The sequence below is a fragment of the Aeromonas sp. s6 genome (assembly GCF_040907815.1).
GTDB classification, from domain to species: Bacteria; Pseudomonadota; Gammaproteobacteria; order Enterobacterales; family Aeromonadaceae; genus Aeromonas; species Aeromonas caviae.
On the sequence record NZ_JBFOCN010000004.1, the window covers coordinates 1 to 13,696 of the forward strand.

A 13,696-nucleotide genomic window follows, 5' to 3' on the forward strand; every position below is an offset into this window, starting at 1 on the left:
GCGCTAAGGTGGGGGAGGATGTCAAGATGTAGTACTTGTTGATGAAGGGGGGCACGACCAGCACCGGGGTCTTGCCCACCGTCGCTGTGGTCGGGCTGTACTGGATGAGCTCAAAGAGCTCGGTGCGCAGCACTACCCGGCCCGGGGTGGTCGCCAGATCCCGGCCGAGCTCGAAGGCGGACTCGTCGGTCAGGCGGATGTTGAGGTGATCGGCGCTGCGCTCCAGATCTTCGGCCAGGAGCGCAAGGCCGCGCACCAGATTCTGGCCGTCGGACTCCAGGGTGAGCTTGAGCAGCTCCGGGTTGGTGGCCAGGAAGTTGCTGGGAGCCATGGCGTTGACGTACTGGCGGGTGAAAAAGCGCAGTCGCTCCCGGCTCTTCTCGGGCACGCCCTCCAGGGCATCCACCGCCGCCAGCAGGTGTCTTGCGGTCAGCAGATAGGATTGCTTGAGGTAGTCATAGAGGGGTTGCTCGCTCCAGGCGTCGGCCTTGAAGCGGCGATCGCTGCGATCCGGGGTGATCACCGGCTCGCTCGGCTGGCCTGCACTCTTGAGCAGGGTGTGCTGCATCAGCTTGAGCTGATCCTGCCACCAGTTCATCTGGGACTGGATCAGCTGCCAGGGCTGCTGGCTGCCCTGCTCCAGCACCTGGCCCAGATCGTCCAGACTGGTCTGCAGCAGGGCCTGGGCGGTGCGCTCGGTCTGGGCTCTGGCCATGGCCAGCAGCTTGTCGTTGTAGTGGGCCAGGGCCTCGAACAGCGGGCCGTAAGATGATTGGCTCATGTGTTCTCCTTCACCCACGCCCGGGGCGGGCACTTGCCCGTTCTGTCGAGTCGTGGGGAGATGTGGCTGCCCGCAAGACGGGCAGCCAGGGGTTATCAGGCCTTGCCCGTGCTCTTCTTGATGCCATCTGCGGTCAGGGCATCCAGTTCTTCCTTGAACTGCTGGCCGAGGGTGCTGAGCTTCTGGATGTCATCCAGCATCTGGCGGGAGAGCTGGCTGGCGCTCTCCAGCTGCACGGTGCCGAGGGCCGCCAGGCTCTGGGCATCCTGCACCTTGCCGACGGCCTGCAACTGGTTGAGCCCCAGTTCGGCGTAGGCATTGGCGGACGCCAGTTGCAACCGGGTCAGCTGTTCGATGTTGCTGGCCAGCAGCTGGTTGTAGCGGGTGAGGGGAGCGGCAAAGCCTTGCATCTGCTCGGTAAAGCTCTTGATCACGTCCATATTCATCATGGGTCTCCGGTTCGGCAGAACACTGTTTTTGCGGGTCAATCGACCCTTCTTACGGGTACAGCACGTCATCCCTGTGTTACGTGTTGTTTGCTCTGTTCAAACACACGTTTGAGAATTCTGCAACCAATCCACCTTTGGTATAAATGTTAGTTTCTGTTTGAATTTTCCAATCCGCCGAGAGAGCCATCCCCGGGTTCAGACGAGAGGTGACGCAGGGCAGGGGGCGGGGTCTCGTTCCCCGGGGCCTGCGCTGGTACCCTTGAGCCACACCCTCTTCACAAGGAATCCCCGATGAAACCGTTCGCCCTGCTGCTCGGCTGTGGTGCCCTGACCCTCGCCGGTGTCGCCCAGGCCAGCACGCCGGTCCAGATCTCCCTGCCCGGTGTCAACCTGCCCTCGTCCAATCAGGTGGAAGGGGCAAGGGCTTCCTTCCTCTACGGCCGCACCGGCCAGGTGAAGGGGATCGATCTGCCGGTGTTCGCCCTCTCCGACGTGGATCAATTCACCGGCCTGCAGCTTGGTGTGTTCTTTGGCGCGAGCCGGGTGCGCCATCAGTTTGGCGGGGTCGCCATCAACGCCGTCAACTGGCACGAAGGGCAGGATACCGGCCTCAATCTGGGCTTCGTCAACCTGACCAACAATGTGAAGGGGCTCAACTGGGGGGCGGTCAACATCGCCCAGGGCAATGCCCTGGCCAACGTCGGCTTCGTCAACTATGCCGAACGCACCACGTTCCAGCTGGGATTCGTCAATGCCACCAAGCACCTGGACGGCTTGCAGATTGGCCTGGCCAACTACGCCGAGAACGGCATCTTCCCCATTCTGCCCCTGATCAACTTCAAGAAATCCTTCTAGGGACCAACTTGCCCTTGCTTTAGGAGGGGCAGCCATTACCCTGTGCTCCATCAAGGCTGCACAGAGGTAACAGGGGCATGACAACGGAACACATGGACGCCATCGGCATCGGCTGGGACGTGAGGGGCTGGCAGGGCAATGCCCAGGCGGTGGCGGTGGTGGGTTGGCAGGCCCGGGAGTCGCGTCTGCACTGGCTCGGGATCTCCCCCCTGTTTCGCCTGAGCTCCCGGGTCGCGCCGGATCTGGATGCCCTGCTGCGCCCGGCCCTGCAAGACGAGGTGGCGCTGATGCAGGTGCTGGCCTGCCCGCGCCTTGCTCTCGGCATCGATGCGCCCCTGGCCTTTCCCCGCGCCCTCGCCGATCTGCTGGCGGGGTGGGGGAGCGGCTTTCCCGTGCCCCAGCGGGAGATTGACAACCCTTACGCCTACCGGGATTGCGAGCGCTGGCTCTATCAGCACTATGGCAAGAAGCCCCTCTCCGCCACCTTCGACAGGCTCGGCAACAACGCCACCCTGGCCCTCTCCATGCTGCCGCGCCTCGGGGATCTGCAACTGGTGCCAAAACGGGCGAGGGCTGCCGGGCGCGCGGTGCTGGAGGTCTATCCCGCCCTGGCCAAAATGGGGGGCAAAGCCTCTGCTGTGCGGCCCGAGCTGCAACCCCACCTGCCAGCAATCCTCATCCCTGGAACGGATCCCTATGATGCCGCGCTCTGCGCCCTGATGGCCCTGCAATATGCGGCCGAAGGGGCCGTCACCTCGCTGCCTGCTCTGGTGGACCTGCCGGAGGAGATGGCACCGGACGAAGGCTGGGTCTACCACTTCGCCCGGGATTGAGACGCCCAAGCACCGCGCTCCCTCTGACGACTGCTGGCGACTCGCTGCAGTCACGGCACTGGTGACGTGACTTGCTGTCGCCACTGCGTATGGCTTGCCGTTGCCACGGTGTCAGGCAAGGGGAGGCCGCCTTTGTCCTGTGATCTTCCGACGTCTCCTTGACCCTTGCCCTTGTTGCCTTACTTTGCGACTGCCGACTGCCGACTGCCGACTGCCGACTGCCGACTGGCGCCTTTTCATCGGACCTCATCCTTGATCCCGACTGTTCATGGCTGGTTTAAAAATCACCTTGTATGCCATCAGACAAGAGACGTACAAGTACATTTATCACCCCGCAGCAGCGGGGAGATGGCTCCAGGGTTGTACAGAAACAGGGTAGCGGGGGTCAAATATGCGGCAGGTTAAGCCTGCAGAAGCATAAATAGGGAGTCAGGGCGTTAATTGCTGGAAGAGCCGTCTCTTCATCCGATATATTGCCTCTTTTCCTCAGGCTTCTTGTCCGGTGGTGTCGATGAAACGCATTCTCTCTATCCAGTCCCACGTGGTGTTTGGCTGTGCCGGCAACAGCGCCGCCGTGTTCCCCATGCGCCGTCTCGGCATGGAGGTGTGGCCCATCAATACGGTGCAGTTCTCCAACCACACCCAGTACGAGGCGGGTTGGCAGGGAATGGCAATGCCGGCGGGCCACATTGCCGCCTTGTGCCAGGGGCTTTGCAATATCGAGGTGCTGGCGCGCTGCGATGCGGTGCTAAGTGGCTATCTGGGCTCGGCGGAGCAGGGGGACGAGATCCTGGCGGTGGTGGCGGCGGTGAAACGAGCCAATCCGGCGGCCCTCTATTTCTGCGATCCCGTGATGGGGCATCCGGAGAAGGGGTGCATCGTCGCCCCGGGCGTCACCCGCTTTCTCACCGAGCAGGCCCTGCCGGTGGCGGACATCATGGCCCCCAATCTGCTGGAGCTGGAGACCCTGTGCGATGTCCATCTGACAACCCTGGCCCAGACCCGGGTCGCCGCACGCCAGTTGCTGGAGAAGGGGGTGAAGATGGTGCTGGTCAAGCACCTGGGTCGCGCCGCCAGCGTCCCCGGCCGCTTCGAGATGCTGCTTGCCACCCCCGAGGGAGACTATCTGATCGCCCGTCCCCTTTACGATTTCGCGCGCCAACCGGTGGGCGTGGGGGATCTCATCAGCGCCCTGATGCTGGCCAACCTGCAGGCGGGATATGATGGGGTGAGCGCCTTCGAGCGCACCAACGCCGCGGTGGATGCGGTGCTGAGACAGACCTGGGAGGCGAATGCCTACGAGCTGCAGCTCATCGCGGCCCAGAGCGCCTTTGCCGAGCCGCAGATTGCCCACAGGGCCGAGCGCCTGGCCTGACGCCATTGATCAGCCCGTGACGGGACGAGCTGATCAAGGTTCAGCTTGCGGCACTGATCGGTGTTGCATCCTGAAAATGTTCGACCCTGGGGAAGGGGTCGTAGAAGTGGTGCAGCAGGGCCTTCCACTCCTGGTACCGGGGGGAGCCCCTGAACCCCGGGTGTGATCTTCCAGCCGCGCCCACTGCACCAGCAGCAGGTAGTGATGGGGATCGTCCAGGGCACGCTGCAACTGGTGGCCCAGGTAGCCGGGCATGGCGCTGATGATGTGCTGGGCTCGGGCGAAGGCCTGCTCGAAGTCAGTGGCCTTGCCGGGAATGATCTGCAGATGGGCGACTTCCAATATCATGATGGCTCCTTGCCGATGAGTCTGATTGAACCAAAAACCTATGTACGCCGAGCCTTGGAGGGGGCAAGACCGGCACGCTGTCCGGTCTTGCCAGGCCGTCTGCCTCAGAGCTGCTTGTAGAAGAACTGGGTGGCGGCGAGGGTGCCGTCCCCATTGCGGGCGAAGTCCGGGATCTGGCCGGCCTCCTGATAGCCGAGCTGGCGATAGAGGCTGGAGGCCACGTCGCCGACCCGGGTATCCAGCACCAGCAAGGTACGCCTGGCGTCCCGGGCCCCTTGCTCCATGGCGTTCATCAGGGCGCGGCCCACCCCCTTGCCACGGGCCTGGCTGTGGACCATCAGCTTTTCCACTTCGGCCCTGTGGCCCCCGTTGGCCTTTGTGCACAGGGAGAGCTGCAGGGCGCCCACCAGATGGTGCTGATCAAACGCCACCCAGAGCTTGCGCACTCCATCCGCCAGCTCCCCCTCGATGCCTTGCCAGTACGCCAGCCCCTGCTCTTCCTGCAGGGGAGGCAGAAAGCCCACCGAGGCACCGCTGGCCACGCAATCTTGCAGCAGGGCGATCAGCGCCGGTTTGATGCCTCTGGTGCTCTCGACCTCAAGGATCTCCATTGAATGTCCTCATCTTCTCTCTTGGCCCACGTGGGGGATTAACGTCTCGGGCGCGGACTCTCCTGCCGGTGCTATTATCATCCGGTCAGGTGCGCCGTCTCTTAATGGATCAGTCCCTGCGCTGCCAGCCACTGGAACAGCAGGCGGGAGACGGGGGAGACTTCGGCCAGGTGGCGGCTGTCCAGCCAGCGCAGCTCGGCGATCTCCGCCGAGGCGACGGGCGTGCCGTCGGCGTCCCCCGTGTAGCAACGCAGATTGACATTCACCCCTTGCGGCTTGCCGTCCGCCTGGGCGCTGAACTCGCAGGCGAACGCCAGGGTGTCGGGTTTCAGGATGACCGCGAGCTCTTCCTCGATTTCACGAACGAGGGCCGCCTCGTCGCTCTCGCCCGGCTCGCGCTTGCCCCCCGGAATGTAGTAGATGTCCTTGCCGTGGGAGCGGGCGCACAGCAGTTGTCCCTCCTTGAAGGTCAGCCAGGCGAGTTTGTCGATCATGGGCAGATTCCTCTTGTTGCCGCTTGTCAAAGGGGGGGCTCGCTGCTCGCTCAGGGTGCGATAGGAGCGGGTTTCCCGCATCTCGGGCGCCAGTCCCAGCCGGCTAGCCAGCGCCAGCAACTGCGCGCGGTAGGCGGGCAGGGCGGTCTCGTCGTCAGTCATGATGGCGAGCTCGGCAAAATCACCGACGCCTGCCAGGTGATCCACCGTGACGTGGAAGGCCCCCAGAAAATAGATGCTGCGCCGCTTGTCGATGGTCAGCACCGGCTGGTAGCCCAGGGTGCGCACCATGCTGGCCGCCTTGTCCGCATCGGTGATGTTGACCGCCTCGCAGCGATCGGGTCCGGGTCCTTTGACTATCCAGAGCCGGATGCCGCTGGGGGCCATGGTGCGGATGATCAGGCTCTTCTCTGCCCGGGCCAGGGCGCCATCTGCCGTGTCGAAGTAGCAGTCCTGCTCATGATTGTCCGCCACCATCACCTCGGGGCTGAGGGCCGTGAGGGTATGCACAAAGGCGGCGCTGTCCGTCAGGCGGTATTTGAACTCCACCTCGAAGCGCCCCTGAAAGTGGGTGGCCATGGCCTTGCGACGGCTCCCGAACGGCAAATGAATAGGGCAGCCTAGCAAAAGTGCCGGGCTCTCCCAAGCATCGGGATCACAGCTTCGCATCGACTGCCGACTTTATGACCAGATGGTGAGGGGAAATCCGCCCTGGTGCACAGCTTGTGGCCCGGTGGCTGGGCGCCGTACGGGGGCTGTGCTCTAATAAGCTCCCTCTTTGGCGGTATTTCCGCCCTGAACAACGACAACGAGGCGGCGGCCCCGGCCGCGCCAGTGGAGCCACAGATGCAGATCACCTCACAGCCCCCCTTTATCGGACTGGGCGTGGCGGGCAACTTCGCCGGTCACCTGGAGCAGGCAGGGGAGGCGGCGGACTTCGTCGCCGTCAAGGTTGACGACAAGGTCGCCCCCAAGGCGCTGTTCCCCTTCTATGTGCCGAACCATCCCGGCCAGCTCGGGGTCTTTCCCCTGAGCGGCGATGCCATCTTCCTGCCGGAGGCGGCGGTGAGCGGGGACGAGAAGGTGCAGATTGAACCCGAGGTGGCACTGTGGTGCGAGCTGGAGTACGCGGGGGAGCAGGTGGTGGCCATCCATCCCAAGGCGTTTGGCGCCTACAACGACTGCTCCATCCGTCGCCCCAATGCCAACAAGATCAGCGAGAAGAAGAACTGGGGTGAAGAGAGCAAGGGGCTGGCCGCGAACCTGCTGCCCCTGACCCACTTTGCCGCAGGATGCGAGCTCGATGACTACCGCATCGCCTGCTATCTGGAGCGGGACGGGGAGCTGCACCCCTACGGGATCGACAGCGCGGCGGTGGACTACAGCTACTTCCACGGTCAGTTGCTGGCGTGGGCCATCGACAAGTTCAACCATCAGCAGGACGAAGGCCCGGCCGAGCATATCCAGGGGCTGCTGGCCCAGGCGGGGCGCCCGGCCCATGCGCTCATCAGCATTGGCGCCACCCGCTACACCCCCTTTGGCGAGACCCACTTCCTCGCTCCCGGTGACACCGCCTGCGTGGTGGTCTACCCCGCCAGTCGCTACAGCGAGAGCGACATTCGCGAAGCCATCGCGACCCGCCGCGTTGGCGCCGATGTCTCTGTCCTGCTCCAGGCGGTCAAGACCCGTTGATCGCGATGCCTTCCCAACCTGGGGAGGCATCTTCTTTCTCTATTATGCCTGCGCACACTCCATGCTGGCGTCATGCATGATCAGCCGAAAGAGGAGTGGCAGATCAGGTGGGTTGCCATGGTGGTGATCAGAGAGTGCAGGGAGCAGGATCTGGCGGCTTGCTCAGCCTTTACGCCGAGCTCAGACCACGGGATCCCGTGATGCCGCTTTCCATGGCGAGGGAGACGCTCGCGAGCCTGCTGGCCAGGCCCGAGGTGCGGATCATCGTGGCGAAGGTGGGCGGTGAGCTCGCCGCCACCTGCCAGCTCGGGGTGATCCCGACCCTGAGCAACGGCGGCAGGCCCTTTGGCATCATAGAGCACGTGGTAACGGCCTCTGCGTTCCGACGCCAGGGGCTGAGCCAGAAGGTGCTTGAACAGGCGCTCTCCCTGGCCTGGGGGCTGGATGGCTACAAGGTGATGCTGCTCTCGGGGGAAGGGCGCGATGAAGCCCATCGCCTCTATGAGAAGCTGGGCTTCAAGGCGGGCATCGAGAAGGGGTTTGTCATCAAGCAGGCAGAGGCCCAGGGCTGCACCTTGACGAGGTTCGGCCCCAAGGCTTAGCATCGGCGCTTTTGCCATAAATTGAGCCAACAATTCATGAAGATAGAACCAGCACAAACCGAGGATTACCCGGCCCTGATCGCTCTCTGGGAGGCCTCGGTACGCGCTACCCATCACTTCCTGCAAGAGGAAGACATCGCCACCCTCAAGCCTCTCATCCTCGAACACTATTTCGATGCCGTGCGCCTTTATTGCGCCAGGCAGGATGGCGTGATCGTCGGTTTTATCGGGGTGGCTGAGGGCAATATCGAGATGCTGTTCATCGCTCCCGAGGCGAGAGGGGGCGGGGTCGGCCGCCAGCTGGTGGACCACGCCATCCGTTGTCTGGGGGCGACTCGCGTGGACGTCAACGAACAGAATGCCCAGGCTGTCGGCTTCTACCAGCACCTGGGCTTCGAGGTGACGGGGCGCTCCCCCCTGGATGGCCAGGGCAAGCCCTATCCCCTGCTGCACATGGCCTTGGCCGCCGGTTAAGGGCGCCAGAGCATAAAAAAACCGCCCTCGGGCGGTTTATTGTTGTTCAGGACGCAGTGCTCGCGCCGCCTCACTCCTCGTTGGAGTTGTCCTGATAGTCGCCCCGCTGGGCCTTGGGCAGGCGGCGCATGGGGGCGAAACCGATGTCCTCGCCCACCACTTCCCGCTTGCGGGACTTGTTTTGCGCAGGCTGGGCCGGCTTCTTGGCGCCATCCCCCTTGCCTTTCCCGGCGGCGGGTTTGCCCTTGGCGTTGGCATGGCCACGGGCGCGGGGCGGGTTTTGCACCGGCTTGCTGCCCGGCAGGGTCTGGCGGCTCGGCTTGCCGCTCGGCTCGTACCCTTCCAGGATCTCCACGGTCAGGGATTGGCCGATCAGCGCCTCGATCTCCTTGAGCTGACCCAGCTCGTCCTGGCTCACCAGGGAGATGGCCTCGCCGCCGCGCCCGGCACGGCCGGTGCGGCCGATGCGGTGGATGTAATCCTCCGCCATCTGGGGCAGCTCGAAGTTGATCACGTGGGGCAGCTGATCGATGTCCAGACCCCGTGCGGCGATATCGGTGGCAACCAGCACCCGCACCTTGCCTTCACGAAAATCCGCCAGCGCCCGGTTGCGGGCCCCCTGGCTCTTGTCACCGTGGATGGCGACCGTATCCAGGCCATCTTTCTGCATCTGCTGGGCGAGCCTGTCGGCAATCTGCTTGGTGCGCACGAACACCAGCACCCGCTGCCAGTTGCCACGGCCAATCATGTGGGAGAGCATCTCCCGGCGGCGTTCCCGATCGACCTGGATGATGCGCTGGCTTACCTGCTCGGCGGCGGTGTTGCTGGGATCCACCTCGATGAGGGTGGGATCCTTGAGCAGATCGTCCGCCAGCGCCTTGATGTCATTGGAGAAGGTGGCGGAGAAGAGCAGGGTCTGACGCTCCTCCGGCAGGGCCTTCATGATGCGGCGAATGTCGGTGATGAACCCCATGTCGAGCATTCTGTCCGCTTCATCCAGCACCAGCACCTCGAGGGCGCTCAGGGTCAGGGCGCCCTGGGTCAGCAGATCCAGCAGGCGGCCCGGGGTGGCGACCAGGATGTCGACCCCGAGCTTGATGGCGTCCAGGTTCGGCTTGATGCTGACGCCGCCATAGGCGATCAGGGTACGAAACGGCAGGTGGTGGGCATATTTGATGATGCTCTCGCCCACCTGGGCGGCCAGCTCCCGGGTCGGGGTCAGCACCAGGGCTCGCACCTGGCGACGACCGCCACGGCCGTGGTTGGCCAGCAGTCGATGAAGCATGGGCAGGGTGAAACCGGCCGTCTTGCCCGTGCCTGTCTGGGCGCCGCCCAGCACGTCCTGCCCGGCCAGGATGGCGGGAATGGCTTGCTGCTGGATGGGGGTGGGTTGTTCGTAACCCAGCTCCTTGACGGCCCGCAGGATGTGCGGTGACAGACCCAGTTCATTGAATGACATGTTCGAGGGACACTCCGAGCCTTGGGCTCAACGGGTGACGGCAGCCTTGGTCCGTCACGACATGGAAAATAGGGTGGGCCGCCATCGAGGCTGGACCTGAGCCCGGCAAAGCGACCGCACAAGAGACAGTGGGCGCGTAATATAGCAGATGCGAGGCGCACGCGCAGCAGCCGTGTCGCGAGCAGGGTTGCCACGGCCATCCCGGCAGGGAAAGGCCAGGGGGCGCTAAGAGGGGCCCCCCTGGCCTCGGCGCACGCCCGTCAGAGCAGTCCCTTGATGGCCTGCACCAGATCCTCCGGCCTGGTCTGGGGGGCGAAGCGGTCCACCACCCGGCCTTCACGGTCAATCAGGAACTTGGTGAAGTTCCACTTGATGGCCTCGCTGCCAAGGAGTCCGGGCTTTTGCTCCTTGAGCCAGCGATAGAGGGGGTGGGCCCCGGCGCCGTTGACCTCGCACTTGGCCATCAGGGGGAAGCTGACAGGGTAGTCGAGCGAGCAGAAGCGGGCGATCTCCTCGGCATCGCCCGGCTCCTGATGGCCGAACTGATCGCAGGGAAAGCCCAGGATCTCGAAGCCTTGGGGGCCGAACTGGCGATAGAGGGCCTCAAGCCCGGTGTATTGGGGGGTAAAACCGCAGCGGCTTGCCACGTTGACCACTAGCACGACACGGCCCTGCAGATCGGCGGTGGACCAGGCCGTGCCATCGAGTCGTTGCAGGGGGATGAGGGGCAGGGGCATGGTTTCTCCTGATGCAAGAGGGGCGACAAGGCGCCCGGGGACAATCCTTGCACGTTAACGGGCCGAGGGCCGGGGAGCAAGGGGGAGGGCGTCTGTTCCCCCCAGACTCCTATTGATGGCGGGACTTCTCAAGAGAAGCAATCCGGTTTGTGCCGATGGTCCGAAGTCGCTACAAAGCGCACTCTCTCCCCTCGCTGCGAGCCTATCTTGGACTATCAAGCCGTCATGGATGCCATCTACACCCGGGGTTGGGTGATAGTGGATGATTTTTTAACCGCCGCCGAGGTGGATGCCCTCAAGGCCTGCCTGCCGGACGAGTGGCGACCGGCGGGGATCGGGCGCGAGACCCTGCATCAGGACAACCGCGATATCCGTCGGGATCAGATCCACTGGCTCGACGCCTCCCTCGGCGCGCCGGTGGCCGACTATCTGGCCCGGATGGAGTCCCTGCGTCTGGCCGCCAATCGCAGCCTGATGCTGGGGCTGTTCGACTACGAGGCCCACTTTGCCCGCTACCGTCAGGGGGACTTCTACGTCACCCATCGCGACGCCTTCGCCGGGCGATCCAACCGCCGGCTCACCTCGGTGTTCTACCTGAACAACGACTGGCAGCCAGAGGCGGGGGGAATATTGCGGGTCTATGACGACAGCGAGCAGTTTCTGATGGATGTCTCCCCCCGGGGCGGGCGGCTGGTGCTCTTCCTGTCTGAAGAGTTTCCCCACGAGGTGCTGCCCGCAAGCCGGGAGCGCTACAGCATTGCCGGCTGGTTTCGGGTCAACGGCAATGGCGCCGGGCGGGTCGATCCCCCCCGCTGAGCGCATTTCATCCTGTTTCTGACACAGGAAGAGACTTTTATCTGTCCGGGCAGGGGGAGGTGCGCCCCATCGGCTGACAAGGCTTCCCCTCCCTTGCTACACTGCCCGCACTTATGTTCGTTTCTGGCTTCGTCCGGTTTTCATGCGGTTGGGTTTGACATGGTGATGACGAAGCCACTTCTCCCAAGGGATCACATCTAATGAAGAACATGCATGTCTTGCTGCTCTGCGGCGGTGGCGGCTCCGAGCACGAAGTCTCGCTGCGCAGCGCCAATTTCCTCGAAAAACAGCTCGGGCTCCTGCCCGGTATCGAAGTGACCCGGGTCGAGATGTTTGCCGACCGCTGGCTCTCCGCCGACGGTCGCGAGTGCAAGCTGGGGCTGGACAAGCTGCTCTCGTTCGACAGCGTGGCCCGTCCGGTGGACTACGTGGTGCCCTGCATCCACGGCTATCCCGGTGAGACCGGCGATCTGCAATCCTTCCTCGAGCTGGCCGGCCTGCCTTATCTGGGTTGTGACGCCGAGGCGAGCAAGGTGTGCTTCAACAAGATCACCACCAAGCTGTGGCTCACCGCCATCGGCATCCCCAATACCCCCTACCTGTTCCTGACCGAGCAGGGCGAGGCGAGCCTGACCGAGGCGAAAGCGGCGCTGGCCAAGTGGGGCAAGGTCTTCATCAAGGCGGCCTCCCAGGGCTCTTCCGTGGGTTGCTACTCCGCCAGCAACGAGGCAGATCTGGTGAAGGGCATTGCCGATGCCTTCGGTTACTCCGAGCAGGTATTGATCGAAAAAGCAGTCAAGCCCCGCGAGCTGGAAGTGGCGGTCTACCAGTATGGTGACGAGCTGGTGGCCACCTATCCGGGGGAGATCTGCGTACCCCAGGACAAGTTCTACACCTATGAAGAGAAGTACAGCAGCGCCAGTCACACCGAGACCGCGCTCAAGGCCGAGGGGCTGACTCAGGCCCAGGCCGATGCCATCCACGAGTACGCCTTGAAGGCGTTCCGTCAGCTCAAGCTGACTCATCTGTCGCGCATCGACTTCTTCCTGACCGAAGAGGGGGAGATTTTGCTCAACGAGATCAACACCTTCCCGGGCATGACCTCCATCTCCATGTTCCCGAAACTGCTGGAGCACCACGGCCACAGCTTCGCGCACTATCTGGAGCAGATCCTGCGAAAGTCGGTCTGATGTCGCCAGACCCGGTTGCAACGGATGGTGAGTAGGGGCCTCAGGGCCCCTTTTTTCATGGGGGGAAGCGGGCAGAGCGCGGGGAGGGAAGGGGGCAGGGCGCCGCCCGGCAAGCCTTGCCGCCAGGAGGGCGCGCCGTTACAATTAGCCCCCTTTTGTCCCGCCACAGGCACCGTCAGAGCCGCGTTCCATGAAGCCCATCCCCGATCACGCCGTCAACCGCCTGCGCATCTGGCGCAAGAGCGTCTCGACCCGACCCTTTCTTGCCCGTGGCGGCAGCGTGCCACGCTGTGATGCCTGCCAGCTGCGCCACGACTGGTGTGCCTGCGACTGGCGCCCGGCGCTCAAGGCCGAGGCCGGTTTCTGCCTCATGATGTATGACAGCGAGCCCATGAAGCCCTCCAACACCGGGCGCCTCATCGCCGACGTGCTGCCGGACTCCACCTGGGCCTTTCTCTGGTCGCGTACCGAACCCCATCCCGAGCTGCTGGCCCTGCTGGCGGATCCCGCCTGGCAGCCCTACGTGGTCTTTCCCGCCTGCGAGAAAGCGCCCGACCGCCTGACCGGCGAGGTGGTACTGGCCCCCGGCAAGAAGCCGCTGTTCATCCTGCTGGACGGCACCTGGCCCGAGGCGCGCAAGATGTTCAACAAGAGTCCCTATCTGGACGGCTTCCCGGTGCTCGCCATCAAGCCGGATGCGCTCTCTACCTACGGCATGCGCGTCGCCCACAGCGACGAGCACCTGTGCACCGCCGAGGTGGCCGCCTGCGTGCTGGAAGTGGCCGGGGAGCTGCGGGCGGGACAGGCGCTGCAGCTCTGGTTCAATCTCTTCAGCAGCCGCTACATGGCTGGCCGGGTTAGCCGTGCACCCGGTGCTGATGAAGGGCCCCTGCTGGAGGGGCTGGAGGCCATCAAGGGCCAGAGCCGCGCTCTGGATTAATCCTCATCAGCAGCCGCTACATGGCTGGCCGGGTAAGCCG

13 protein-coding genes and 4 pseudogenes are annotated in these 13,696 nt (G+C 63.9%); 9 read left to right on the plus strand and 8 right to left on the minus strand.

All coding sequences use genetic code 11. The features are described 5' to 3' along the window. Positions 1 to 781, minus strand: a pseudogene (locus tag AB5Y50_RS00125) (class I poly(R)-hydroxyalkanoic acid synthase); the annotation flags it as partial. Between the two features lie 95 nt (positions 782 to 876). Next, positions 877 to 1,227, minus strand: a complete 351-nt coding sequence (locus AB5Y50_RS00130; protein WP_041211496.1) for a phasin family protein — start codon at positions 1,225 to 1,227, stop codon at positions 877 to 879. A gap of 294 nt (positions 1,228 to 1,521) precedes the next feature. On the opposite strand from AB5Y50_RS00130, the gene AB5Y50_RS00135 reads away from it, so the two are divergent. From AB5Y50_RS00135 to pdxY, 3 genes are all read left to right on the plus strand, one after another. Continuing rightward, positions 1,522 to 2,085 carry a hypothetical protein gene (locus tag AB5Y50_RS00135; RefSeq protein WP_010674879.1) on the plus strand — a complete coding sequence of 188 codons (564 nt, stop codon included), beginning with the start codon at positions 1,522 to 1,524 and terminating at the stop codon, positions 2,083 to 2,085. A gap of 77 nt (positions 2,086 to 2,162) precedes the next feature. Beyond that, complete coding sequence (locus tag AB5Y50_RS00140; protein WP_029314586.1) at positions 2,163 to 2,918, plus strand: DUF429 domain-containing protein; 756 nt, start codon at positions 2,163 to 2,165, stop codon at positions 2,916 to 2,918. 511 nt (positions 2,919 to 3,429) lie between these two features. After that, entirely contained in the window at positions 3,430 to 4,293 is an 864-nt protein-coding gene (gene pdxY, locus AB5Y50_RS00145; RefSeq protein ID WP_010674877.1) for a pyridoxal kinase PdxY, read from the plus strand. Positions 4,294 to 4,333: 40 nt separating this feature from the next. On the opposite strand, the pseudogene AB5Y50_RS00150 reads toward pdxY, so the two are convergent. The 4 genes and pseudogenes from AB5Y50_RS00150 to AB5Y50_RS00165 all read right to left on the minus strand — a co-directional run. Beyond that, positions 4,334 to 4,641 (minus strand): annotated as a pseudogene (locus tag AB5Y50_RS00150) (antibiotic biosynthesis monooxygenase). Positions 4,642 to 4,745: 104 nt separating this feature from the next. Further along, complete coding sequence (locus AB5Y50_RS00155; protein ID WP_010674875.1) at positions 4,746 to 5,252, minus strand: GNAT family N-acetyltransferase; 507 nt, start codon at positions 5,250 to 5,252, stop codon at positions 4,746 to 4,748. Between the two features lie 101 nt (positions 5,253 to 5,353). Next, positions 5,354 to 5,746, minus strand: coding sequence for an NUDIX domain-containing protein (locus AB5Y50_RS00160; protein WP_010674874.1), 393 nt, complete (start codon positions 5,744 to 5,746; stop codon positions 5,354 to 5,356). Positions 5,747 to 5,788: 42 nt separating this feature from the next. Further along, a pseudogene (locus AB5Y50_RS00165) lies at positions 5,789 to 6,325 on the minus strand (class IV adenylate cyclase); the annotation flags it as partial. Positions 6,326 to 6,592: 267 nt separating this feature from the next. On the opposite strand from AB5Y50_RS00165, the gene AB5Y50_RS00170 reads away from it, so the two are divergent. The 3 genes and pseudogenes from AB5Y50_RS00170 (at position 6,593) to AB5Y50_RS00180 (ending at position 8,514) form a co-directional block, all read left to right on the plus strand. Continuing rightward, positions 6,593 to 7,438, plus strand: a complete 846-nt coding sequence (locus tag AB5Y50_RS00170; RefSeq protein WP_010674872.1) for a DUF5718 family protein — start codon at positions 6,593 to 6,595, stop codon at positions 7,436 to 7,438. Between the two features lie 117 nt (positions 7,439 to 7,555). After that, a pseudogene (locus AB5Y50_RS00175) lies at positions 7,556 to 8,040 on the plus strand (GNAT family N-acetyltransferase). A gap of 36 nt (positions 8,041 to 8,076) precedes the next feature. Further along, positions 8,077 to 8,514 carry an acetyltransferase gene (locus AB5Y50_RS00180; RefSeq protein WP_010674870.1) on the plus strand — a complete coding sequence of 146 codons (438 nt, stop codon included), beginning with the start codon at positions 8,077 to 8,079 and terminating at the stop codon, positions 8,512 to 8,514. A 70-nt stretch (positions 8,515 to 8,584) separates the two neighbouring features. Here AB5Y50_RS00180 and AB5Y50_RS00185 read toward each other — a convergent pair whose 3' ends face one another. Together AB5Y50_RS00185 and AB5Y50_RS00190 are read right to left on the minus strand one after the other, a co-directional pair. After that, entirely contained in the window at positions 8,585 to 9,973 is a 1,389-nt protein-coding gene (locus tag AB5Y50_RS00185) for a DEAD/DEAH box helicase (protein ID WP_010674869.1), read from the minus strand. A gap of 260 nt (positions 9,974 to 10,233) precedes the next feature. Continuing rightward, positions 10,234 to 10,710 carry a glutathione peroxidase gene (locus AB5Y50_RS00190; protein ID WP_102948519.1) on the minus strand — a complete coding sequence of 159 codons (477 nt, stop codon included), beginning with the start codon at positions 10,708 to 10,710 and terminating at the stop codon, positions 10,234 to 10,236. A gap of 207 nt (positions 10,711 to 10,917) precedes the next feature. Between AB5Y50_RS00190 and AB5Y50_RS00195 the strand changes: the two genes are divergently transcribed. The 3 genes from AB5Y50_RS00195 to AB5Y50_RS00205 all read left to right on the plus strand — a co-directional run bounded on the left by AB5Y50_RS00195 (position 10,918) and on the right by AB5Y50_RS00205 (position 13,656). After that, positions 10,918 to 11,526: a 2OG-Fe(II) oxygenase gene (locus AB5Y50_RS00195; RefSeq protein ID WP_029314582.1), complete on the plus strand. Its 609-nt coding sequence runs from the start codon at positions 10,918 to 10,920 to the stop codon at positions 11,524 to 11,526. Positions 11,527 to 11,726: 200 nt separating this feature from the next. After that, positions 11,727 to 12,716 carry a D-alanine--D-alanine ligase gene (locus AB5Y50_RS00200; RefSeq protein WP_069784642.1) on the plus strand — a complete coding sequence of 330 codons (990 nt, stop codon included), beginning with the start codon at positions 11,727 to 11,729 and terminating at the stop codon, positions 12,714 to 12,716. Between the two features lie 190 nt (positions 12,717 to 12,906). Beyond that, the gene (locus AB5Y50_RS00205) at positions 12,907 to 13,656 is read left to right on the plus strand and encodes a tRNA-uridine aminocarboxypropyltransferase (protein ID WP_102948518.1); all 750 of its coding nucleotides are present in this window, start codon (positions 12,907 to 12,909) and stop codon (positions 13,654 to 13,656) included. Positions 13,657 to 13,696 lie beyond the last annotated feature (40 nt).